This is a genomic window from Bowmanella yangjiangensis, from assembly GCF_018531185.1.
In the GTDB taxonomy this organism is placed as follows: Bacteria; Pseudomonadota; Gammaproteobacteria; order Enterobacterales; family Alteromonadaceae; genus Bowmanella; species Bowmanella yangjiangensis.
Genome location: NZ_JAHDJU010000001.1, coordinates 1,047,038 through 1,069,458 on the forward strand (window position 1 = coordinate 1,047,038; position 22,421 = coordinate 1,069,458).

Sequence of the window (22,421 nt, forward strand, 5' to 3'; positions counted from 1 at the left end):
GGCGGAGGTGACTTATGCACCCGGCATTATGGATCAGCAAAACCGGCCTGGATGCGGCCCAAACCGATGTTTCGGTGGTATCCAATAACCTGGCTAACGCCAGTACTGTCGGCTTTAAGAAAGGTAGGGCGATATTTGAAGACTTGCTTTATCAAAATATCAATCAGCCTGGCGGTCGTTCATCGGCAGATACTGAACTGCCTTCTGGCCTGATGTTAGGTGCAGGCTCAAAGGTTGTGGCGACGCAAAAAGCCTTTACCCAAGGCAACATGCAAACAACCGACAATTCGCTGGATATGATGATTCAAGGCCGCGGTTTCTTTGAGATCCTACAACCCGACGGCACTATAGCTTATACCCGCAATGGCCAGTTCACCTTGAATGAGAATGGTGAAATTGTCACGCCGGGTGCCGGTTTTCAATTACAACCTGTTATTGCAGTGCCGGAAGATGCTCAGCAGATCACCGTATCTCAGGATGGCCAAGTATCAGCGACAATTCGCGGCCAGGCAGATCCCGTGGTGCTGGGACAGATCACGATTTCGGATTTTATCAATCCTACCGGTCTGCAACCTATTGGCCAGAACTTGTATGTAGAGACGGCGGTCAGTGGCGCTCCTCTGCAAGGAGTACCCGGCTTGGCTGGATTTGGTACGGTGATACAGGGGGCCCTTGAAACCTCCAACGTTAATGTAACCGAAGAGCTGGTTAATCTGATTGAAAGTCAGCGTTTGTATGAGATGAACTCTAAAGTGATCTCATCAGTGGATCAGATGCTTGGCCAGGTTATCCAGCAACTTTAATGAAGGGTAGTGCCATGAAAATCCTGATGTCGTCAATGCTGTTCTTGCTGGTGGCTGGATGCTCCAGCACGCAACCGATGCAGCCGGCGCCCAACGACCCGTTTTTTGCGCCTATCATGCCGGATATTCCTGAGCAAAAGGTCAATGATGACGGCTCTATCTTTCAGGATAACTTCTCCAGCAGTCTGTATTCGGATGTAAAAGCCCGCCGTATTGGCGACATCATCACTGTGGTACTGCGGGAAAATACCACGGCCAGAAAATCTGCTGGAACAAACACCAATCGCGCATCTGAAATGGCACTGGATCCTATTACCGGACTCGCTGGCAACCCACTAGCCATTGGCGGTGAATCCGTTCAGCTCGGAGTTACATCGAGTAATGATTTCACAGGTTCCGCGACTGCCAATCAGAGCAATAACTTGGTGGGCAACATTTCGGTGACTGTATTGCAGGTCCTGCCTAATCAGAATTTGGTGGTACGAGGCGAAAAGTGGCTGACACTCAACAATGGTGACGAATACATTCGCTTAACCGGCATTGTGCGTGCGGCAGATATCAGTCCTGAAAATGAGGTGAACTCAACCAAAATTGCTAATGCCCGTATCCAATACAGTGGCACCGGCACCTTTTCTCAGGCTCAGCAACAAGGTTGGCTGACGCGATTTTTCTCATCCGAATGGTGGCCCTTCTAGGAGGCAATATGGTTAAGTTCAGCTATGTTCTGATTGTTGGTTTATTGCTGAGTGCCCCATTGCAGGCGGCTCAGCGAATCAAAGACTTAGTATCCATTCAAGGGGTGCGTAACAACCAATTGGTAGGCTATGGCCTGGTGGTGGGCTTGCCGGGTACGGGGGAGCAAAGTCCTTTTACCGAGCAGAGCTTTCGCACTATGTTGTCTAACTTCGGCATTATGATGCCCAGCAATTTAAAGCCAAAAATCAAGAATGTGGCAGCGGTTGCTGTACACGCTGAATTACCTGCCTTTATAAAACCCGGTCAAACTATTGATGTCACAGTGTCCTCTATTGGTGAAGCAGGCAGCCTGCGTGGCGGTACCTTACTGCAAACTTTCTTAAAAGGCTTGGACGGTAATGTGTATGCCGTTGCACAGGGAAGTTTGGTGGTGAGTGGTTTTGGCGCAGAAGGGGCGGATGGTTCCAGAATCGTGGCGAATACCCCGACAGTCGGCAGTATTGTCAATGGCGCTATCGTAGAGCGCGCGGTACCCAGTGGACTGATGCAAAACGACTATCTCACCTTGAACTTACACTACCCGGATTTTTCTACTGCACGCAGTCTGGCTGATGCTATTAACAAGCGTTTGGGGGCTGACCCTGCTAATGGTTATGCCATTGCCACGCCTATTGACGCTGCCTCTGTCAGAGTGTCGGCTCCCCGCGATGTGGGGCAACGTGTGGGCTTTTTGGCTACATTGGAAAACTTTGAATTTGAGCCCGCGGATGCGCCTGCCAAGGTCATCATAAACAGTCGTACCGGCACTATTGTGATAGGTAAGGACGTGCGTTTACTGCCAGCAGCCGTGACACACGGTGGGTTAACCGTAACTATTACAGAGAATCAGCAGGTCTCACAGCCGAACGCATTAGCCGATGGGCAAACCGTGGTTACCCCGCAATCTGTGGTGGACGTGAATCTGGATGACAGTCGTATGTTTAAATTTGACCCTGGAGTCACACTTGACCAACTGGTCAGGGCCGTGAACGAAGTGGGGGCTGCTCCTGGTGATTTAATGGCAATTCTTGAAGCGCTCCGTCAGGCCGGTGCCCTGCAAGGTCAACTGATTATTATCTAGTTATGGATCAGAACTTTTCCATCAAACAGCTCGAGCAGTCGCGCAATGTCCATGACCTGAAGGGCTTGGATGATTTGCGCCGCGCGGCTCAGGCTGGAGACGACAAAGCACTGGACGAGGCTGCTAAACAGTTTGAAGCGATCTTTGTGCGCATGATGCTGAAATCTATGCGCGATGCTCAGGATGTGCTGGCTGACGAAGATAGTCCGTTCAACTCCCAGCAGGTCAAGTTTTACCGGGATATGCACGACCAGCAGCTTGCTACCGACCTTGCCACTAACGGCAGTCTGGGTTTGGCCGATATTATCGTAAAGCAGCTTGGTCAAAATGTTGAAGGCTATACCCCTGCCAGCATATTACGTGATGACGGTAACTTATCCAGTATCAACCGTGAGCAGATTAAAGCGCTGGAGAACATTCAGCAGAACGTATTAGGACCGGTTAGCTTGCCCGGCAATAAACAGCCAGCTTTTGCTAATGCGGAGGAATTTGTTGCCGCTTTGCTGCCACATGCTGAAAAGGCGGCCAGACAGTTGGGCTTAGATCCCAAAGCATTAGTGGCTCAAGCCGCCGTGGAGACTGGCTGGGGTCAGCAGATGATCCATATGTCCTCAGGACAGAACAGTCACAATCTCTTTGGCATCAAAGCGGATAGCCGCTGGCAGGGTGATAAGGCTGTGGTGGGTACCCTAGAGTATCAGCAGGGGGTGGCTAAACCTCAAAAAGCAGCGTTCAGAGCATATGAATCTTTTGCGGATGCAATGCAAGATTATGTGCAGTTTGTCCGTGATAACCCCCGCTACAGCAAGGCCGTTGAGCAAGCAGCGGATAGCCGCAATTACTTCAATGCGTTGCAACAAGCCGGCTATGCCACAGACCCCAACTACAGCGATAAAATTTTACAAGTCCTTAATCGTCTGCCTTGATTCTCATGGCGGCGGCCCACCCTAAAATCTCATATTGGCGTAATTTTTGCTTTTAATTTGCCAAGGTATCAGGAATTGACACTTGCCAAGTTGTCGATTCCGCACAAGCTTTATTGGGAACTTCGATGACCCTGATTCGTAGCGCTGATCTTTTGAATATTGCCTCGTCGGCAATCAATGCGCATAACAACATGTTGCGTACCACAGGTAATAACATTGCCAACGTGAATACCGAAGGCTTTGTGCGTGAACGTACCACCTACGTTGCTGAGTTAACCGGAGGGGTGGGGCGCGGCACAACAGAGCGCATACTCAATACTTTCGCACAGAACCAATTGCGCAGAGATACTTCAACACTGGGGGAAGCTCAGGCGTTCTACGACAAAATATCGCAACTGGACAACATGCTGGCCAGCGAAGCAAACAGCATTTCCGGCAGCCTCAGTCGTTTCTTTGCCTCTATGCAAACAGCCATTGATGAACCAGGCAATCTGGCGTCCCGGGATTTGGTATTGGGGGAAGCCAATTCGTTGATGGAACGTATGTCCAGCCTGGCTAAGTACATGCGACAGATGGAAAAAGACGTCAATCAGGAACTGGCAAGTGTGACCTTGGAAGCCAATGATCTGATTAAGACCATCTCTACCCTGAATGATCAAATCCGCTATGTGGAGAGTGCTTCAACCCAGCAGGAAGCCGGTGTACTGCGAAATGAACGGGACTTGGCGATTCAAAAGCTGTCTGAGATCGTATCAATTGAAACTCGCACTATGGACGATGGTTCAACCTTAGTGCATCTCAAAAATGGCGAAGCGCTGGTGATGGAAGCGGGAGTTTTTAACCTGTTCCAAATTAGTGGCGATCCCGATGCGCAACGTCGCAAGCTAACTTTGGTGGCTTCCAGCGCCCCCGTGACGCTTGGCGTGGACGAGACCGATATGGGCGGGAAAATGGGCGGCCTGTTTTCCTATCGTGATGAGGTGCTCGGTCCTAAGCAACGTGAGCTTGGTCAATTGGCACTGGCCTTTGCTGATGCCATGAATGAACAAAATCAGTTGGGTATGGACTACGACGGCCAGCTGGGTGCCAAGTTGTTTGAACTGCCAGAGTTTCAAGCTTTGGGCTATCAGGATAACTCCTCCTCTAACTTGTTAATGAACGGTAGGGTTGAAGAAAACCAGGCTGAGCATCTAACCACCTCTGACTACCGAGTTACAATTAACGCGGTAAATGCTGGCGCACCACCGACTTTGGATGCCACGGTCGAGCTATTTAATGCCGACGGTTCACCAACCCTGGATACCAATGGCAACCCTATTGTTTACAACTTCTCTGGCGCCAATGCGTTGGTGACAGGGGCGGGGAACTGGAACAAAATTGGCGATGGCCTGGAGCTAGAGTTCCCCAGTGGCGCTTATGCTGTTGATGACAGATTTTTACTGCAACCCACGCGCAACGCCGCGTCGCAAATTGATGTAGATGTGCTGCGTGGTGAAGATTTGGCCTTTGCCTCTCCCATTAAAGCCGAAGGTAGCATCAACAACCTGGGATCGGCAGTCGTGGTATCAACTGAGGTGACTAATACCCATGTAGATAATACGGCGCCCTTTGATCCCAATACATCTGCATTTGACGGCGCAGGTGGATTACATGGCCCAGGAGTAGCGCCTGGTGGTGGTGTGGGGGCTCCTACGCAAATTCGTTTTACCGCCGCTGATACTTTTGAAGTATTGGATAGCGCGGGTACTGTTATCACTACGGTCACCGGTGCCGCGGATCTACGCAATCTGCTTGAACAAGCCAAGGGAACGCCAGGTTGGCCTGCGGCGTTTAGCCCTCCGGCTCAGGCCGATTACCCAGGTTATGATATTAGTTTGGAAGGCGTACCCAAAGCCGGCGATACTTTCTCCATAGGTTACAATACCGACGGTGTGGATGATAACCGTAACGGCCTTGCTTTGGCGGGCTTGCAGGATGTCAATACGGTTCGTCGAGATGCCAGTAAACCCTATAGTGATCAGAATGCTACAACCTTTCATGGAGCTTATGCGGATACCGTCAGTTCAGTAGGTGAAAAAGCAGCATCTGCCAATATTGAGTTAAAAGCCGCTAAGGCGATGGTTCAGCAATCTACCGATTGGTTTCAGTCGGTGTCGGGAGTCAGTCTGGATGAAGAAGCGGCTAATTTGATTCGTTTCCAACAAGCTTATGCCGCTTCTGCAAGAATATTAAGCACGGCACAGAGTCTATTCGATACTATCCTAAGTGCAGCAAGGTAGTGAGGTAACAGGATGAGAATTTCAACCAGTCAATTGTTCGACCGCGGTATCAACAATATTCTCAATGGGCAGGGAGAGCTCTCCGATACTCAGCAGCGCTTGTCTTCTGGTAAAAAGTTGCTCAGACCCTCGGATGATCCTGTGGGCGCTTCAAAGGTAATTCGCCTGACCGAAGAGCTCGATCAGATCACACAGTTTCAGCGCAACAACGAATTATTAACCGGCTCCTTGAAAGAGCAGGAAGCGGTGATGCGCAACATCAATGAAGCCGTGACGAAGGCGAGAACATTGGCTATCCAGGCGGGTAGTGGAGCGATGACGCCGGAAAGCCGGGCTGCTATTGGTGTGGAAATTGCGGAAATTCGCGACCAGGTGTTTGACCTGATGAATTCGAAAAATGCCGCAGGTGAATATATTTTCGCCGGCTATCAATCTAAGTCCCCGGCCTTTGTGTATGACCCCAGTGCGACGGGCAATAAATACTATTTTCAGGGCGACGAAGGAACAACCAATTATCAATTGTCTCCGTCGGTGCAAATTCAGGGAAATGACTCAGGCAAATCCGTGTTTGAAGATGTGTTTGCCCGATTTAAGGCATCTGTTACTGCCACTACCGCTGCCGATGCTTCCATGAGAATCAGTGAGCAGAACGATTTGGACCGCTTTCACAAGCAGAATTACGATGCGGTTACGCCCGCCAATAATGATTATCAGATCCAAGTGAATCCGGCTGGCGATCAGGTTACGGTGACAAATGTTGGTACGGGAGCCAATCTAGGCACTTTTAATTTTACCTCTGGGCAACCTTTTACTTTCAATGGACTGCAGTTCACTATAGATGGTGCGCCTGGTGATACCCTGGACTTTTCATTGAACCCGCCTGAAAAGAAAAATCTCGCGCAAACATTAGATGATTTTTTTGTTGCCCTGGATGATCCCGATATTCCCCAGCAGGATTTTCTGGTTGCCTTAGATGATGCCATTATCGGTATGGACAACGGTTTAAATGCCTTAGGTGCAGCTACCTCCGGCGTGGGGGGGCGATTAAATGTGTCGAGCGCGGTTTATGAATCCAATCTGGATTTGGAAATTGCGACCAAGGAAGCACGATCTGTGGTTCAGGATGTCGACTATGCCAAGGCGGTATCCGATCTTAGTCGCCAGGAGACGGCGCTGCAGGCAGCCCAGGCAACATTTTCACGGGTAACCAGCCTGTCTCTGTTTGATTATGTAAGATAATGCCGCGCTGGAGGGCGCATGACTCAACTGAGTAATACGTCATCTAGCGTGAGTTTTGTAAGGTAAATACAGGTTTTGTTCTGTTGGTGGCTGGAGTAGTAACTCACATACAAATCTTTGCCACGTTTGACGAGGCCTGGGTAGCTGGTGTCGCCACCAGAGGGAAAAACATGCAACAAAGAGGGTTTCATTGTTGCTATCTCTAATAATACCAGTGCAGTCTTTGGGCCAGGTTGTTGCCAGATTCGTCCAGCCAGAATTACGTAGTTTTTAGACAGTTTCAACATGGTTGGTCCGCCCAGATAAAAACCCAAATCGTGCCAGGTCCAGCGCCTATAAGGCGGTTTGGATACCCCAAACTGGGCGGTACAGCTGTCGGCGTCTCGGCGCAGCAAAACATGGGCTGTACCATCATCACTAAAGTACATATCACTTTCGTTGGGATAACCCTTTCGTTGTTTTCGCTGGCTGAACAGGTGCGGTTCGATACATTGAAAAGTTCTGCGTGGAAAGCCTGCGTACAACCTGGTGTTCTGCGCTTCTCGGTTGTAACCCACGCCATAAGCCTTGTCTTGGTGCCATCGTATACGCCACAACCACCAGTTTTTGTCGCCTAATGGCTTGGCTGTTGACCAACTCTTTCCATCTGGTGTTTGCCAACTGTAGGCCTGTCTATACATAGGCTCTGGTTGGCCGTTGTATACCTTGGCATAGGCGAGCAAAAGCAGTTTTCCATCTGGTGTCAGGGATAATTTTGGATCGCGAAGATCAGCCCCTGGCATGTTTACCTGTTGATGACGAATCAGCTTCCCCTGCAAATCCAAATACAACAGCCTGATTACGCCATCTGGACTGATATGGTTGGTCGCTTCCCGGAAACTACACACCAACATGCCATTGAATTCGCATAAATCGGTAAACGCATTGTGTTGGGCTCGCTGCCATATACAAGATTGCCACTGTTCACGCATTTTTCTTTTCTAACCCAATTTTCTAGAAAGTTATTGAAACGCAAGTTGTTTCGGAATGCAAAGGCGGCAAGTTTTTTCCGCTTTTTTGCCGGGGTGGCAAAATTTTTCTAAAGGAGTTTGCCGGGGCGTCGATAACCTTAAGCGAGAGAGCCAGTAACACTAACTTTTTAACCAAAGTTATTGTTCTTAAAGTGTTTTTAACCTTCGGCGTGAGCCGGATGCCAGCGACTGCTGGACTGAGAGTGTAGGAGAGGTTTATGTCCTTATACGTTAACACCAACGTTTCGTCTATCAATGCGCAACGTCAATTGTTCAACTCCGGATCAGCATTGAATGTCTCATTCGAGCGTCTGTCTTCTGGTTTCCGTATTAACCGCGCTGCTGATGATGCCGCAGGCTTGCAGATCACTGATCGTATGACCTCGCAAGTCCAGGGGTTGAATCAGGCTGTGCGTAACGCTAACGATGCAATTTCACTGACCCAAACTGCTGAAGGTGCTTTGCAAGAAATTACTACTTCTTTGCAGCGTATCCGTGTGCTAGCGGTACAGTCACAAAATGGTATCAACAGCTCAGCTGACCGTGCTGCACTGCAAAAAGAAGTATCTGCGCTGAAATCTGAGATTTCACGTATTGCCACAACCACTCAGTTTGCTGGTGTTGATTTGCTGAAAGGCGGCTACTCAGCGGCATTCCTGGTCGGTGCAAATGCTGGACAGACTATCTCTGTTAACCTGTCAGCGAATAAGCTCGGTATCGGCGGATTCAGCGCGACAGGCTTGGGTCTGGCTGCGACCAGCGTGGCAACTATTGGCGGTGCTTCTACTGCCTTAGGCACTATAGATGACGCAATTTCTGCGATTGGAGGCATTCGTGCTGACCTGGGTGCCTTACAGAACCGCTTCCAGTCAACCATTCGCAACCTCAGCAACATCTCTGAGAACGTGGCGGGTGCCCGTTCACGGATTCGTGATACTGACTTTGCAACAGAGACCGCTGAACTGACGCGCAACCAGATTATCCAGCAAGCCAGCACCACGGTGCTATCGCAGGCTAATCAGCGTCCTCAGGCAGCCTTGCAGTTGCTGGGATAAGCAGATAAGCAGATAAGCATTGAGCCGATGCCAGGAGGTAGTGTCGATGGGTCTTGGTTCAATGCGTGATTTCGCTCAATCTCTCCTAACGTAGAGCGATTTGACCGGGGGAAACCCCGGTCTGTTTCCCTTCCGGTAGTAAGAGTAACATCCTGAAAAACCAAGTGTTTTTCGGGATTTTATGCGTTTCTAAATTTTTTCCTAAAGTTTTCATCCGATTTGCTCGATAACCTAAGCATAAGCACTGAGTAACAAAAATAAAAACAGCTCAGATGCAGGATAAGCCAATAAAAACAAAAAGATAGGCTTATCTAAAGTCAGATAACTAATAAAAATAACAAGTCTGGCTTGAATATTTATCAAGTTAGGAGAAAAAACATGAGTCTATATGTAAGCACCAACGTCTCGTCGTTGAACGCGACTAGACAGTTATTCACGTCAAATATGAATCTGAACACCGCTTTTGAGCGCTTGTCTTCGGGATTTAGGATTAACAGCGCCAAAGATGACGCGGCAGGTCTACAGATCTCAGATCGTATGACTTCTCAGGTCATGGGATTGAACATGGCAGTACGAAATGCCAATGATGGTATATCTCTGGCACAAACTGCGGAAGGCGCAATGCAGGAGATTACCACAGCACTGCAGCGTATCCGGGTATTGGCTGTTCAGTCTCAAAACGGTATCAACAGCTCAGCTGACCGACTGGCGCTGCAAAAAGAAGTCTCAGCACTTAAACAAGAGATCAGCCGTATCGCAATCACTTCGCAATTTGGTGGAGTGAATATTCTTGATGGAACCTATTCCGCGGTGTTTTTGGTAGGTGCCAACGCCGGCCAAACCATCAGCGTAAATATCTCACGTCCAGGTGGTTTTACACCTACAGGTCTGTTCGGTGCTGGAAATGATGTATCTGTAGCCAGTGCAGCAGAGGCGTCACGCGCATTGGGCCTGGTAGATCTGGCGATTTCCACTATCGGTGGTGAGCGTGCTGACTTAGGTGCCATTCAGAACCGCTTTCAGTCAACCATACGCAACCTGAGTAATATCTCTGAAAACGTATCGGCGGCAAGATCGCGTATTCGTGACACAGACTTTGCCGTTGAGACGGCAGAACTTACCCGCTGGCAGATTATTCAACAGGCCAGTACCACAGTCTTAGGCCAAGCCAATCAAAGACCTCAGTCGGCTTTACAGTTACTGCAGGGATAATAGATGGATTGGATAGTGGCCGACTGACAGGCTCGATGCCAGGAGGTAGTGAGAGGTTTGAGGTAGGCCATCAAACCTGTCAGAACGGCCAGAGCTTTCGCTCACTCACATGATTTACAGGTTGAGGGACCTGCAAGCCATGAGTCAGTTTCCTGACTACATAGAAATAATTGCACATGTCGTGCCAAAAATTTTTAAGTACATAGCCAAATATAAAAAAAACAATATCAGGCGCAAAGTTAGGAGAAAATCATGAGCTTGTATGTAAGTACTAACGTATCGTCATTAAATGCTACGAGGCAGTTGTTTACTTCCAGTAGCAATTTAAACACTGCCTTTGAGCGTCTGTCTTCGGGTTTTAGGATCAATAGCGCCAAAGATGATGCTGCAGGTCTGCAGATTTCTGACCGAATGACATCCCAGATCATGGGGCTGAATATGGCCGTGCGTAATGCTAATGATGGTATATCCCTGGCGCAGACAGCTGAAGGGGCTATGCAGGAAATTACCACAGCACTACAGCGAATCCGAGTACTGGCGGTCCAGTCGCAAAACGGTATTAATAGCTCATCAGACCGTTTAGCGCTGCAAAAAGAAGTTTCTGCTTTGAAGCAAGAAATCAGCCGAATTGCTGTTACATCACAGTTTGGTGGAGTGAATATACTGGATGGAACCTATTCAGCGGTATTCCTGGTTGGTGCCAACGCAGGCCAGACTATTAGTGTAAATATTTCCCGTCCCGGAGGATTTACCCCCACCGGGTTGTTCGGAGCGGGTAATGATGTCTCAGTTGCCACGGCCGCAGATGCATCGAGGGCATTGGGCTCAGTAGACATGGCTATATCTATCATTGGTGGTGAGCGCGCAGATTTGGGTGCGATTCAAAACCGTTTCCAGTCAACGATTCGTAACCTGAGTAATATTTCAGAAAACGTATCGGCGGCAAGATCGCGCATCCGAGACACAGACTTTGCCGTCGAGACGGCAGAACTCACCCGCTGGCAGATCATCCAGCAGGCCAGTACAACGGTATTGGGACAAGCAAACCAAAGACCACAATCAGCATTACAGTTGTTGCAGGGCTAAGTTTAAAAAGGTGTTTGAGAGGGTAGGAAATGAGAGGCCGACCCAGGTAGCCCAAGCGGTTACCAACTTGAAAGCTTATACGGATCATTCTGTATAAGTTCCCCCTACCCCAGCTCGCTGGGGTAGGGGAAGGAAGAAAACGCCGACTGACGGACTGAGAGTGTAGTTTTGGTTGAGAGGCCAGTTTGCATTCTCTAACCCGCAGTCGGACCGAAACCGAATTTGCTCGTTCTCCTAACTTGAGCAAGTTGGCCGGGTCATCTGACCCGGCTTTTTTATGGTCGTCAAAAAACAGACAAGCCATAAAAGAACCACGCATATTGTTAGCACCATCCATGCCATAATTTCTAGCTGCTTAGCTTTTTTTGCGAAAAAGAGCCATGTTCACTATGGGGATTTGACGCGTTTTCTATATTACTCCTGCTCCCAAGTCAAAAAAGTTATTCCCAAAACCTCCATGTAGTGACTACTTATAGTGGTTTTAATCTTTTTAAATCAAAGCGTTGAAACTTTTTTTTAAAAAAATAAAAAAAATCCTAAAGGCTCTCAAAAGTCGGCCGATACCTATAGTTGAGGGGTAATTTAAGTTTTGAATTTTGACCTGGCGTCAATGTTCAATCATGAGGCAGCCCAGAAATGGGTTGAAATGAGGCGAATCTACTCTGGTATGAGGGTACCAGGATAGATTCTCAGGAGGTATCTTTATGACTCTATATGTAAACACCAATGTGTCATCATTGAACGCCCAAAGGCAGTTGTTTAATTCAGGTAATGCACTTTCAGTGTCTTTTGAGCGACTCTCTTCTGGCTTCAGAATCAATAGGGCTGCTGACGATGCGGCTGGTCTGCAAATATCAGATCGTATGACTGCGCAGGTTCAGGGCCTGAATCAGGCGGTTAGAAATGCAAACGATGCCATTTCTCTGACCCAAACTGCAGAAGGTGCACTATCAGAGATCACTACATCACTGCAGCGTATTCGTCAGTTGGCGGTTCAATCACAGAATGGTATCAACGGTTCTGCTGACCGTGCTGCTCTGCAAAAAGAAGTATCAGCGCTTAAAGCTGAAATTTCACGTATCGCTACTACTACCCAGTTTGCTGGTGTGGATTTGCTGCAGGGCAACTATTCTGCAGCGTTCCTGGTAGGTGCGAACGGTGGTCAGACAATTTCTGTTAACTTGTCATCTACCAATCTAGGTGTGAATGGTTTTAGTGCTACAGGTCTGGGTTTGGCGAGTACTTCTGTCAAAACTGTAGGTGATGCATCTAAAGCATTGGGCACCATTGACGACGCAATCTCCGCCATTGGTGGCGTTCGTGCTGACTTGGGTGCGCTGCAAAACCGTTTCCAGTCAACGATTCGTAACCTGAGCAATATCTCTGAGAATATTGCCGGTGCACGTTCACGAATTCGTGATACTGACTTTGCAACTGAAACGGCTGAGCTGACTCGTAACCAGATTGTTCAGCAGGCATCATTGTCGGTACTGAGCCAGGCGAATCAGCGTCCTCAGTCGGCATTGTCACTGTTGGGATAATTAGTAAAGGCCGCTACACTATGGGTGTCGGCGGCCACTATTTCAGCATGTGGAGGTGAAAAATGGACGTTGATTTTTCACAAGGTGGCCAGAGTCTTGCTAGACCTGATACCTTGCTGCAACCGCGGGCTAACCTCGTGGATAAGCAAGATCAGAATGGTAAAGAGGCTACAAAGCTTGGTGAGCAGGAACGTCAATCACAGCAGGAAATCACTCAAGAAAGTGCTGTTGTGGCCGATATCAAAGAAGCTGATGTTGAGTTGGCGGTCGAACAGGTAAAGGAATTTGTCTTTTCGCACAATCGTCAGTTAAGTTTTTCAGTAGATGAAGATAGTCGGCGCTCTGTTATCAGAGTAACGGACCCTGAATCTGGAACTGTTATCAGGCAGATACCTTCTGAGGAGGTATTAAAGCTAGCCGAGCGGATTCGCGAATTGCAGTCTGATGTCGGCGCAGCTGTGGGGGTGCTGTTTAACAAGGCCGTTTAATTAAGAGGTTTATCATGGCTATTCAATCTTTAGGTGTAGGATCGGGGCTGGCACTTGACGATCTGGTCAAGCAGTTGCTTGAATCGGAGCGTAAGCCAAAGTATGACCGACTCGATCAAAGAGAAGAAAAGCTTGAGGCCGTGATATCCGGCTTAGGTGCGTTGAAGTCAAAAATGGATGACTTCAAAGATACGGTTAATGCCCTTCGTAAAGAAAGTCAGCTAGGTCAGCGTTCTGCTACGGCCTATCATCCCGGCGGTTCTAGCAGTGACGATGAAGATGGCGCAAACACGGGGGCGTTCAGTGCTGAGGCGTCCAATTCTGCGGTAACCGGCTCCTACAAGATTGCAATCACCCAGCTTGCCAGCGGTAGTCGTTTGGAAACGGCCAGTGCTGCCAGTGGTGGCTTCACTTCCAGTAGTGATGTGGTGAGTAACACCGCGGGGTCCATGACCTTTAAGGTTGGTAGTGACAGCTTTGATATCAATGTTACTGCGGGGATGACACTTCAGCAGTTACGCAATGCCGTCAACAACGCATCAGAAAACTTTGGTGTAACAGCCAGCATTATTAATACCGGTACCGCTGACGGTGGTGCCAAACTGGTATTTAGTTCAGAAAAAACCGGTGCAGGTAACGATTTGGTCATCGTTAATAATGATGACATTGCCGACTTGCAACGTGTGTCTACTACAGACTCATCTGAAACCGCTACCTATCTCGCGCCTGCCGTCGGCAATGAAGCAAAGAATGCAAAAGCGACCATAGATGGTATCGAAGTAGAGAGCACTACCAATAAATTTGAAAACGTAATAGAAAATGTCAGCTTCGACGCCAAAGCCTTATCAAGCAAAGACGCAAATGGTGTTTTCGAAGAATCTACCCTTAAAATTGGTTATGACTCCGATGGGGTTGAGAAGCTCGTTCGTGATTTTGTTGATAATTACAACGCTTTGATCGATGAAATGAAAACCCTGACCAAATACGGTGCCTCAGAGCTAGAAGAAGATGGCCCGCTGGCGGGGGATTTTATGGCCAGAGATATCCGTACTGGTCTTGCTAATATTGTGGCGTCCAGTGTTCCTGGCTCTGAATTGGGCAGTCTATTTCAGTTAGGCGTATCATTTGACCGTGAAGGTAAGTTACAGATTACTGCCAATGACGAGTATGGTATTGGTTCAGGCGAAGACTTACTAAAGGGCGCCCTTGATGATCATTTTGATGAAGTGGGCAAGTTGTTTACTGACGAAGAGAGCGGTATTGCCAGCCGGATTTATGATTATCTGCACGAGTACACGACATTTGGTGGTTTACTGAGATCTCGTGAAGATTCTTACAAAGATCAAAGAGAAGAAATCTATACTGAACGGGAGCGTCTTGACTTACAGATGATGGATTTTGAGCAAAATTTGCGTAAAAAATATCTAGGCCTTGATATGACCGTGGCCCGATTAAATCAAACCAGAAATGCTATGATCGCATCCCTGAGCTCGATGGGAGGATGATGATGTCGTTAAAAGGCATTAATGCGTATAAAAAAGGCAACCTTAAGCAGGAAATTGCCCAGGCAGATCCACACAAATTAACCTTGATGTTGATGCAAGGGGCGTTGGATAGAATGGCCTTCGCTAAAGGTTGTATCGAACGTCGTGAATTTGAAGCCAAAGCCGAGCACTTGTCGCGCGCTGGGGCCATCGTGATGAACTTGCGTGATACGTTAGACTTGTCTATTCAATCCGAGATTTCTGACAACCTTTTCGCGCTATATGACTATATTTTGCAGCGCTTAGTTGATGCTAACGTGCAGAATAACTTGAAGATTATGGATGAAGTCATTAGTCTGATGCTACCCATTAAGACTGCCTGGGCTGAAATACCAGAAGCGGCTAAACAGCAGGCCTATGAGACCCGGCGGCAGAAAGAGCAAGCGGCAGTGTGAAAAAGATCAATTTGGATCATCCTTATTCGTTTCCCGCTCTACGTGAAAATAGTGAAGCCCTGATAGGGCTTCTTTTGCATGAATCCCCCGATATTGATGACTTGCTCCGCCTTATCGAACTCCGTGAATCGTTGATTTTTTCTCACCAGGAAGAACTGACTGGCGACGAAAAAAAAGCCTTTCTTCAAGCAGAGTTGGCATGTAACCAGCATCTGAATGATGTTATCGAACCAATGCGTTTAGAAGCAGAAATGGCGCTATCGCAGTTGGTGAGAGGTAAGAAGGCCGTAAAAAAATACAAGAAGTAACATGTTAAAGAACATCAGGCTACACATCGAGAAGGATGAGACCCGCCAAGCAGAGCTGGAAGCTAAATTGGCCACGCATATTGCCAAAACCAGTAATGAAAATCTCAATGCTTTCCAGCGCCATATCCCTTCGCTGGTTGACTATTTTCACGAAACAAATCCCAATATCTCTTTGTTTTGTAACAAGTTTGGTGAACTGAATGTAGTTGACTATGGCAGCGGTCGTACCTTGTACGGACTGTATCCAGAGCAGGAAATCATTAGCCATGTCGAGCAGTTTTGCCAGCATCCTGTCTATGTGGATTTTTCGGCTGACCATGCAGCCCAACCTTTACAAGAGTGCGTAGGAGATGAGCTGGCATCGCTGCACAACTATGCGCGTCTTTTAGCCAGCCCTTGCCTTCCTGATGCCCCCGAGCTGGTTATTGTATTGGGACTTGGTCTTGGGAGACATCTTCGTTATCTGATTGAACACTATGCTATCAAGCACCTCATCATTTATGAGCCTGAGCCACAGTATTTTAAGTGCTCATTAAGTGCAGAAAGCTGGAAGGAAGTCTTGGAAATTGCCAAGCAAAAAGGTACTGCATTGTATTTCCAGATTGGCAAGGATGGACGGGACATTGTCGCCAATTTGAATGAGCTGCAGGCTCACGTGCCGGTTAAAGGTGCCTATCTTTATCAGCATTATAATCATCCTATTTTCAACATCCTCTATCGTCAGTTGCTTACTAAGTCTTGGTCAGAGTTGATGAAACAGGGGCTGAGCTTTGCCCAGCAAGAAAAGCCCGAGGAGTATTGCCCTGCTTGGTTAATGGCGTCGACGCCAGAAAATTGGCGTTCTTTAGCGGCGGGTGATGAGGTGTTACAGCAAAACCTGTCGGCGTTTGCACAATATTTTCCTGACATTTACCAAGAGTTTAAGAGTTATCAGCCAATGTATTGGTGGCCGGTACGTATGCCTGATGGTGATGTTAATCTGGTTGAGCGTCACCGATTGGTTAGTTGGTACGGCGAGCACCCCAAACAAGAGAGCGAGCTAAGTTATCAAGGTTTTTCGAATCACCCTCATAAAGATGGGCTGGTTCTGGGTTATCACGGGGTAAAACTTAAGCACTATCTGCATTACAAGTTTGTCGCTAAGACACAAGATATGCTGGTTGAACTGGAGGACGAGCAGGGGAGTCTGCCTCAGACGGTCAAGTCGCTAATCTTGTTTGGCTTGGGAGCAGGCTATCAATTGGAGAGGCTGCTTCAGGAGCATCAGGTTGAGAAGCTGTTCTTGTGTGAACCCAATCGTGACTTTTTCTACGCTTCACTATTTGCCATCGATTGGGCTGCTATCTTACGACAGCTAGATGACCATGACGGACGGCTTTACATTAACATCGGTGATGATGGTAGCCACTTATTCCGAGACTTACTGAAGCAATTTTACGCTGTCGGCCCTTACATTCTTAACAATACGTACTTTTACCAGAGCTATCACAATGGCGCATTGAATCATGCCATCGCCCAACTAAGAGAGCAGTTGCAGGTGGTGATTTCCATGGGGGAGTACTTTGACCATGCATATTATGGCATTGCGCATACACAAGAAGGCTTTGCCAGAGGTTATCCGCAATTGCGTAAGCAAACGCCTGCGCTGTTATCTGCTGGCCACAAAGAAGTACCGGTGTTCCTTGTCGGCAATGGGCCCTCGTTAGACTTCTCTATTGATGCCATAAAAGAGTGGCGTGAGCAGGCAATTGTCGTATCGTGTGGAACCTCTTTGCAGGTGTTACATAGACATGGCATTGTGCCTGATTTTCATGCCGAGATTGAGCAGAATCGGGCGACCTTTGATTGGGCCAGCAGAATTAATGATTTCGACTATTTAAAACAGATCACCCTCCTTTCCTGTAACGGCATTCATCCGGATACAGCCGCGTTATATAAGAATGTCTATCTGGCCTTTAAGGAAGGAGAGTCGTCTACTGTATCTTCTCTGCAAGCGCTGGATGAAGCGCAGTTTGAAGTGCTGCGATTTTCTTTTCCAACTGTGACCAATTTTGCTCTGAATCTGTTTACCACGTTGGGAATGCATCAGTTGTATTTGTTGGGTGTTGATTTGGGATTTGTGGATGACAAACATCATCATTCAAAACACTCTGGATACTACCTTAATGGTAAAGATGAATTATACGAGTACGCGAAGTTACACAACACGGCGTTAGTTGTACCTGGTAACTTTCGCCCCAGCGTTTTTACCAAGTATGAATTCAAAGTTTCCAAAGTCATGTTGGAACAAATGCTGGCAGGAACTAAGATTGATTGTTACAACTGTGCGGATGGTGCCGCAATCGTGGGTAGCAGGCCGCTTAAGGTTGAGGACCTGTTAATCATCACCAGCGAGTCAGACAAACAATCAGCCTTGAATGCGATTTTGTCGTCGGCCTTTGTCTCTAGCGATGGCTTTGCTAAGCGTTATGCCGAGAAGTATAGCCAACAGACTTTGCTTAAAGAACTAAAGGTTTTCAGACAACTCTCCAACCAAGATATTACCACCATTGCCGAAGCGGAAGGGGTAATTGAACAACAGAAGAAGCTCTTGTTCTTGTCCTATCAACAAGGTACTTCGCTACTCTTTTATTTCCTCTATGGGACGGTGAATTACGCTAACTCAGTATTGACTAAAGTGCTGTATGCAAGTACTGATGAAAGTAAAGTAATTGAGGGATTTAATCGAGTTTTGTTTGAGTGGCGAAATAGCCTGAATCAGGTTGAAGAAATACTTAGCCATGAAGAAATGAACTTTGATTTATCTACATCTCATGCGGAGCAACGCAGTGTTTTTCAAATCAGGAGAAATAATTCGGAAAAGGTATTTACTTTGCGAACTAACTCTCATCGTTGTATTGATGCAGTAGAGCATGTCAATCAAATTTATAGTTGGTCAATAAAGAAGCAGATGCAAAATTTTTCTACGCCATATGATGAAGCCGAAGGTGATATTGTCGTTGTGTGGGAAAATACTGAACTTCCGACTTTCTTTGATTTTGGAAAAATAAATTCGCTATCTAAAAATAAGCACTTTGTAATATTTATCAGTGATGAAGGCCAGTTGTCAGATATAGATTATATACCAGAGAATGTAACATTCTTATATCTGACAGGAGACTACAGAAAAGAAGGTATATCCCCTCAAGCGAATGATCCTCATCGATACATGTTGTTTAATGGGTACTTTGACATATTTAAAGACTGCCGTTTTATCGCTGCTAAACTCATTTGTGAAACTGGTCATCCTGTCCAGTTGAGTGAGGCGGCCAAGAGACTGGTTTCATCGCTTTATGCATATAATTTTGTTGACTCAGTGTGTTTTTATTCTAAACCTCAAAGTATCCAAAAGCTGATCGTTAACTCCGGTAATCGGGGAGCTTATATGGGGCTTGGATGGTCTGGAGAGAACTTGGCCTCTAGAGAAGAAGAACGAGGCTTAATTGCAGAGAAGAAGACTAGAGTCTCTGAACATTTCCCTTATTTAGTGGGCGAGGATAGTTTGTATGTTTAATAATAAGACAGTTCTTATTACCGGAGGCACAGGCTCCTTTGGTCAACGTTTTATCGCCAGGATTTTAAAAGACTACTCTCCTACACGTTTGATTGTTTATAGCCGTGATGAGCTAAAACAGTCGGAAATGCAGCAAAGCTTTTATCACCCTAGTATGCGTTATTTTTTGGGTGATGTTCGGGACAAGCATAGATTAAAGACCGCTATGCGTGGCGTGGATTTTGTTGTGCATGCCGCTGCACTTAAGCAAGTTCCTGCCGCGGAATATAACCCCATGGAATGCATTAAAACCAATATCATGGGGGGGCAGAATGTCTTGGAAGCGGCGATAGAATCTGATGTTAAAAAAGTCATTGCACTTTCTACAGACAAAGCGGCAAACCCGGTTAATTTGTATGGTGCAACAAAACTGGCATCTGATAAGTTGTTTGTGGCTGCTAACAATATTTCAGGGGCAAAAGGCACGCGTTTCGCCGTTGTACGTTATGGTAACGTGGTCGGGTCGAGAGGCTCTGTGGTGCCTTTTTTCCAAAAGTTGGTCAACCAAGGAGAGAGTAAACTCCCTGTTACCCACGAGCAGATGACACGTTTTTGGATTACGCTGGATCAAGGCGTTGAATTTGTAATCAATAGTTTTCAACGTATGCAAGGCGGTGAGATCTTTGTGCCTAAGATCCCATCAGTACATATTCTTGATTTAGTTGAAGCCGTCAGTGGTCGTCGGGAATACGAGGTCGTTGGTATTCGTCCCGGAGAAAAGATCCACGAGATGATGGTGCCGGAGGAAACCGCTCATCATAGTGTGGAATTTGACGATCACTTTGTAATTCGTCCGCCCATCACCTTCTTTGAAAAGAACATTAATTACCATAAAAACAAGCTGGGGGAAGAGGGCCGTGATGTGGCTGATGGTTTTGAATATCACTCAGGCAAGAACCCTCACTTTTTGACAGTTGAAGAGTTACGGCAATTAAACGAGACGGCTCTATGATTCCCTATGGTCGCCATCACATTGACCCTATCGATGTGGCAGCCGTGGTGGACGTCCTGGAGAATCAGTTCCTGACTCAGGGACAACAAGTACCTAAATTTGAAAATGCGCTTACGGCCTACTGCCAGGCAACACATGCAGTTGCAGTGAACAGTGGTACCTCAGCATTACATATTGCTTGTTTGGCCCTTGGCATTGGGCCGGGCGACCTTGTCTGGACATCGCCTATTTCTTTTGTCGCGTCGGCAAACTGTGCCCGTTATTGTGGCGCAGATGTCGATTTTGTCGATATAGACCCGGCTACCCGCAATATGTGTGTGGCGGCTCTGGAAGATAAGCTTAAACAAGCCAAGATAAGTAATAAGCTCCCCAAGGTTATTATCCCTGTTCACTATGCAGGTTTGAGCTGCAATATGCAGGAAATCAGGGCGATAACCCAACCTTTGGGGATTGCGCTGATCGAAGATGCTAGTCATGCCCTAGGCGGTCACTATGAAAATAGACCGGTTGGCAGTTGTCAGTATTCTGATGCATGTGTGCTTAGTTTTCATCCAGTGAAGTCCATTACCACCGCCGAAGGTGGGGCAGTGTTGACCAACAATGCCGAGCTTGCCAAAACGCTGCGATTATTCTCCAGTCATGGTATTACCCGTGACCCAGGATTGATGGAGGGGAAAAGCGAAGGTCCTTGGTTCTATCAACAGGTTGCATTGGGCTACAACTACCGTTTAAGCGATTTGCACGCCGCCCTGGGCATATCACAGTTAACTAAATTGGATGATTTCATCAAGGCCAGAGCAGCTATTGCACTGCGCTATGATGATTTACTGGCTGATTTGCCGCTGAATCTACCTGCCGGCAGCGAGAGCGCGCGCAGTGCCTGGCACCTGTACAGCATCGAGTTGTTAGAGCACGAGCGTGCCGATATATTTGTCAAACTGCAGCAGCAAGGCATTGGTGTGAATGTGCATTATATCCCTATCCATTTGCAGCCTTATTATCGTCAACTGGGATTCAGGCCAGGAGATTTCCCTCATGCCGAAGCCTTTTATCAACGCGCCATTACCTTGCCATTATACCCCGCGCTCGATGAGCCGCAGCAGTTGCAGGTGGTTAACACATTGATCGGCAGCCTGGCCTAAGTGCAATCGCACGCTTTCATTTATTCAGAGCGAAATACAAAGTGGCAATAAAAAAGACTAATAAAATTCTCTTAATCAGGATGTTGGATAAAGGCGATGCGCTGTGTATCGGTGTACCGGCGCTACGTTATTTTCGCCAACGTTTTCCCGAAGCCAGCCTGCATTTTATGGGTTTTGCCCAAGGTAAAGAATTGGTTAAAGCTGCGGAGCCTGATGCAACGGTTAGTGGATTGGAACAGCATCAATGGCCGGAGCATATTATTCCTGCTATGGAAACCTTTTTAGGGCTCGCCGAGCAGATCATCGCCGAAGGATATAGCCAGATAGTCTGTCTGGATACTGCATTTATGCCTTGTTTTTTATCCCGTTTTCTTAAAGATGCCGGTGAACCTGTGGTGGGGAATTACATAAGTTTGTCGGTACAAGAGCTGATTGACCAATTTCAGTCCCAACAACTCAGACCCGAATATGTGAATGATGCGGCAAACTATTTACGCAGCGATTTTTTCGCCATGGCTCGCTGGCATACGCCATGGTGGCAATCATCGCCGCAATTGGATTATGGCTACCCAGAATTTTACTTGCGTCATTGTTGTGGTTTTGACCAGATTGAAATGGATATGTCGGTTAACTTACCTGAGTCTGCAACGTCTTCCGACCAAAAAGGAGAAAGGAAAGTCGTGGCATTGGCCCCCTTTAGTGAAAATAGTGCCTATGACTATCCTTTTGCAGACCAATTAAAGGCAGAGCTGACGGCGCTTGGTTATCAGGTATGGAGTATTCCTAAGCAGGATGCTTCAGTGCGCAATACCTTGATGCGATTAAAAGCTTCGGATTTGTTGGTCACGGTACCCTTTGGTGCACAGTGGCAAGCCACAGCGGTGAACTGCGCTAGTTTGGTGATTTGTGGTGATATGGATCCACGTAGATTAATTCCTGACTATGCCACAGATCCGCATATCGGCCCGATCCCGGCAGATAGCTTAGCGCAAAGTATCCATTCAATATTTACCGAATCTGCAGATAGCTGACC

The 22,421-nt window shown here is 47.4% G+C and carries 19 protein-coding genes; 18 read left to right on the forward strand and 1 reads right to left on the reverse strand.

What is annotated here, in order from left to right; translation table 11 throughout:
* Positions 1–14 precede the first annotated feature (14 nt).
* The 6 genes from flgG (at position 15) to flgL (ending at position 7,063) form a co-directional block, all read left to right on the forward strand.
* The gene (gene flgG / locus KJY73_RS04685) at positions 15–803 is read left to right on the forward strand and encodes a flagellar basal-body rod protein FlgG (protein WP_214340755.1); all 789 of its coding nucleotides are present in this window, start codon (positions 15–17) and stop codon (positions 801–803) included.
* 14 nt (positions 804–817) lie between these two features.
* Positions 818–1,498 carry a flagellar basal body L-ring protein FlgH gene (gene flgH / locus KJY73_RS04690; protein ID WP_214340757.1) on the forward strand — a complete coding sequence of 227 codons (681 nt, stop codon included), beginning with the start codon at positions 818–820 and terminating at the stop codon, positions 1,496–1,498.
* Positions 1,499–1,506: 8 nt separating this feature from the next.
* Positions 1,507–2,619, forward strand: a complete 1,113-nt coding sequence (locus tag KJY73_RS04695) for a flagellar basal body P-ring protein FlgI (protein WP_214340759.1) — start codon at positions 1,507–1,509, stop codon at positions 2,617–2,619.
* Between the two features lie 2 nt (positions 2,620–2,621).
* Positions 2,622–3,545: a flagellar assembly peptidoglycan hydrolase FlgJ gene (flgJ, locus tag KJY73_RS04700; RefSeq protein WP_214340761.1), complete on the forward strand. Its 924-nt coding sequence runs from the start codon at positions 2,622–2,624 to the stop codon at positions 3,543–3,545.
* Between the two features lie 125 nt (positions 3,546–3,670).
* Entirely contained in the window at positions 3,671–5,824 is a 2,154-nt protein-coding gene (flgK, locus tag KJY73_RS04705) for a flagellar hook-associated protein FlgK (protein ID WP_232848392.1), read from the forward strand.
* A gap of 12 nt (positions 5,825–5,836) precedes the next feature.
* Positions 5,837–7,063, forward strand: a complete 1,227-nt coding sequence (gene flgL / locus KJY73_RS04710) for a flagellar hook-associated protein FlgL (RefSeq protein ID WP_214340763.1) — start codon at positions 5,837–5,839, stop codon at positions 7,061–7,063.
* Positions 7,064–7,086: 23 nt separating this feature from the next.
* Here the strand turns inward: flgL and KJY73_RS04715 are convergent, their stop codons facing one another.
* Positions 7,087–8,034: a hypothetical protein gene (locus KJY73_RS04715; protein WP_214340765.1), complete on the reverse strand. Its 948-nt coding sequence runs from the start codon at positions 8,032–8,034 to the stop codon at positions 7,087–7,089.
* A gap of 257 nt (positions 8,035–8,291) precedes the next feature.
* Between KJY73_RS04715 and KJY73_RS04720 the strand changes: the two genes are divergently transcribed.
* The 12 genes from KJY73_RS04720 to KJY73_RS04775 all read left to right on the forward strand — a co-directional run bounded on the left by KJY73_RS04720 (position 8,292) and on the right by KJY73_RS04775 (position 22,419).
* Entirely contained in the window at positions 8,292–9,128 is an 837-nt protein-coding gene (locus KJY73_RS04720; protein WP_214340767.1) for a flagellin N-terminal helical domain-containing protein, read from the forward strand.
* A 378-nt stretch (positions 9,129–9,506) separates the two neighbouring features.
* Positions 9,507–10,340 carry a flagellin N-terminal helical domain-containing protein gene (locus tag KJY73_RS04725; protein ID WP_206592674.1) on the forward strand — a complete coding sequence of 278 codons (834 nt, stop codon included), beginning with the start codon at positions 9,507–9,509 and terminating at the stop codon, positions 10,338–10,340.
* Positions 10,341–10,592: 252 nt separating this feature from the next.
* Positions 10,593–11,426: a flagellin N-terminal helical domain-containing protein gene (locus tag KJY73_RS04730; protein WP_214340769.1), complete on the forward strand. Its 834-nt coding sequence runs from the start codon at positions 10,593–10,595 to the stop codon at positions 11,424–11,426.
* A 704-nt stretch (positions 11,427–12,130) separates the two neighbouring features.
* Positions 12,131–12,967, forward strand: a complete 837-nt coding sequence (locus KJY73_RS04735; protein ID WP_206592676.1) for a flagellin N-terminal helical domain-containing protein — start codon at positions 12,131–12,133, stop codon at positions 12,965–12,967.
* Positions 12,968–13,029: 62 nt separating this feature from the next.
* Positions 13,030–13,455, forward strand: coding sequence for a flagellar protein FlaG (locus KJY73_RS04740; RefSeq protein ID WP_214340771.1), 426 nt, complete (start codon positions 13,030–13,032; stop codon positions 13,453–13,455).
* Positions 13,456–13,469: 14 nt separating this feature from the next.
* Positions 13,470–14,960, forward strand: coding sequence for a flagellar filament capping protein FliD (fliD, locus tag KJY73_RS04745; RefSeq protein ID WP_214340773.1), 1,491 nt, complete (start codon positions 13,470–13,472; stop codon positions 14,958–14,960).
* A 2-nt stretch (positions 14,961–14,962) separates the two neighbouring features.
* A complete protein-coding gene (gene fliS / locus KJY73_RS04750) occupies positions 14,963–15,394 on the forward strand; it encodes a flagellar export chaperone FliS (protein WP_206592679.1) in 432 nt (143 codons plus the stop codon).
* Positions 15,391–15,702: a hypothetical protein gene (locus KJY73_RS04755; RefSeq protein ID WP_214340775.1), complete on the forward strand. Its 312-nt coding sequence runs from the start codon at positions 15,391–15,393 to the stop codon at positions 15,700–15,702. Before fliS ends, KJY73_RS04755 begins: the two co-directional genes overlap by 4 nt.
* Position 15,703: 1 nt before the next feature.
* The gene (locus KJY73_RS04760; protein WP_214340777.1) at positions 15,704–19,255 is read left to right on the forward strand and encodes a 6-hydroxymethylpterin diphosphokinase MptE-like protein; all 3,552 of its coding nucleotides are present in this window, start codon (positions 15,704–15,706) and stop codon (positions 19,253–19,255) included.
* Positions 19,248–20,246 carry a UDP-N-acetylglucosamine 4,6-dehydratase (inverting) gene (gene pseB / locus KJY73_RS04765; protein WP_206592682.1) on the forward strand — a complete coding sequence of 333 codons (999 nt, stop codon included), beginning with the start codon at positions 19,248–19,250 and terminating at the stop codon, positions 20,244–20,246. The genes KJY73_RS04760 and pseB overlap by 8 nt, the downstream gene beginning before the upstream one ends.
* On the forward strand, positions 20,243–21,388 hold the full coding sequence (gene pseC, locus KJY73_RS04770; RefSeq protein WP_214340779.1) for a UDP-4-amino-4,6-dideoxy-N-acetyl-beta-L-altrosamine transaminase: 1,146 nt from the start codon (positions 20,243–20,245) through the stop codon (positions 21,386–21,388). The genes pseB and pseC overlap by 4 nt, the downstream gene beginning before the upstream one ends.
* 80 nt (positions 21,389–21,468) lie before the next feature.
* Positions 21,469–22,419 (forward strand): glycosyltransferase family 9 protein, encoded by a 951-nt coding sequence (locus KJY73_RS04775; RefSeq protein WP_214340780.1) that lies wholly within the window; start codon positions 21,469–21,471, stop codon positions 22,417–22,419.
* Positions 22,420–22,421 lie beyond the last annotated feature (2 nt).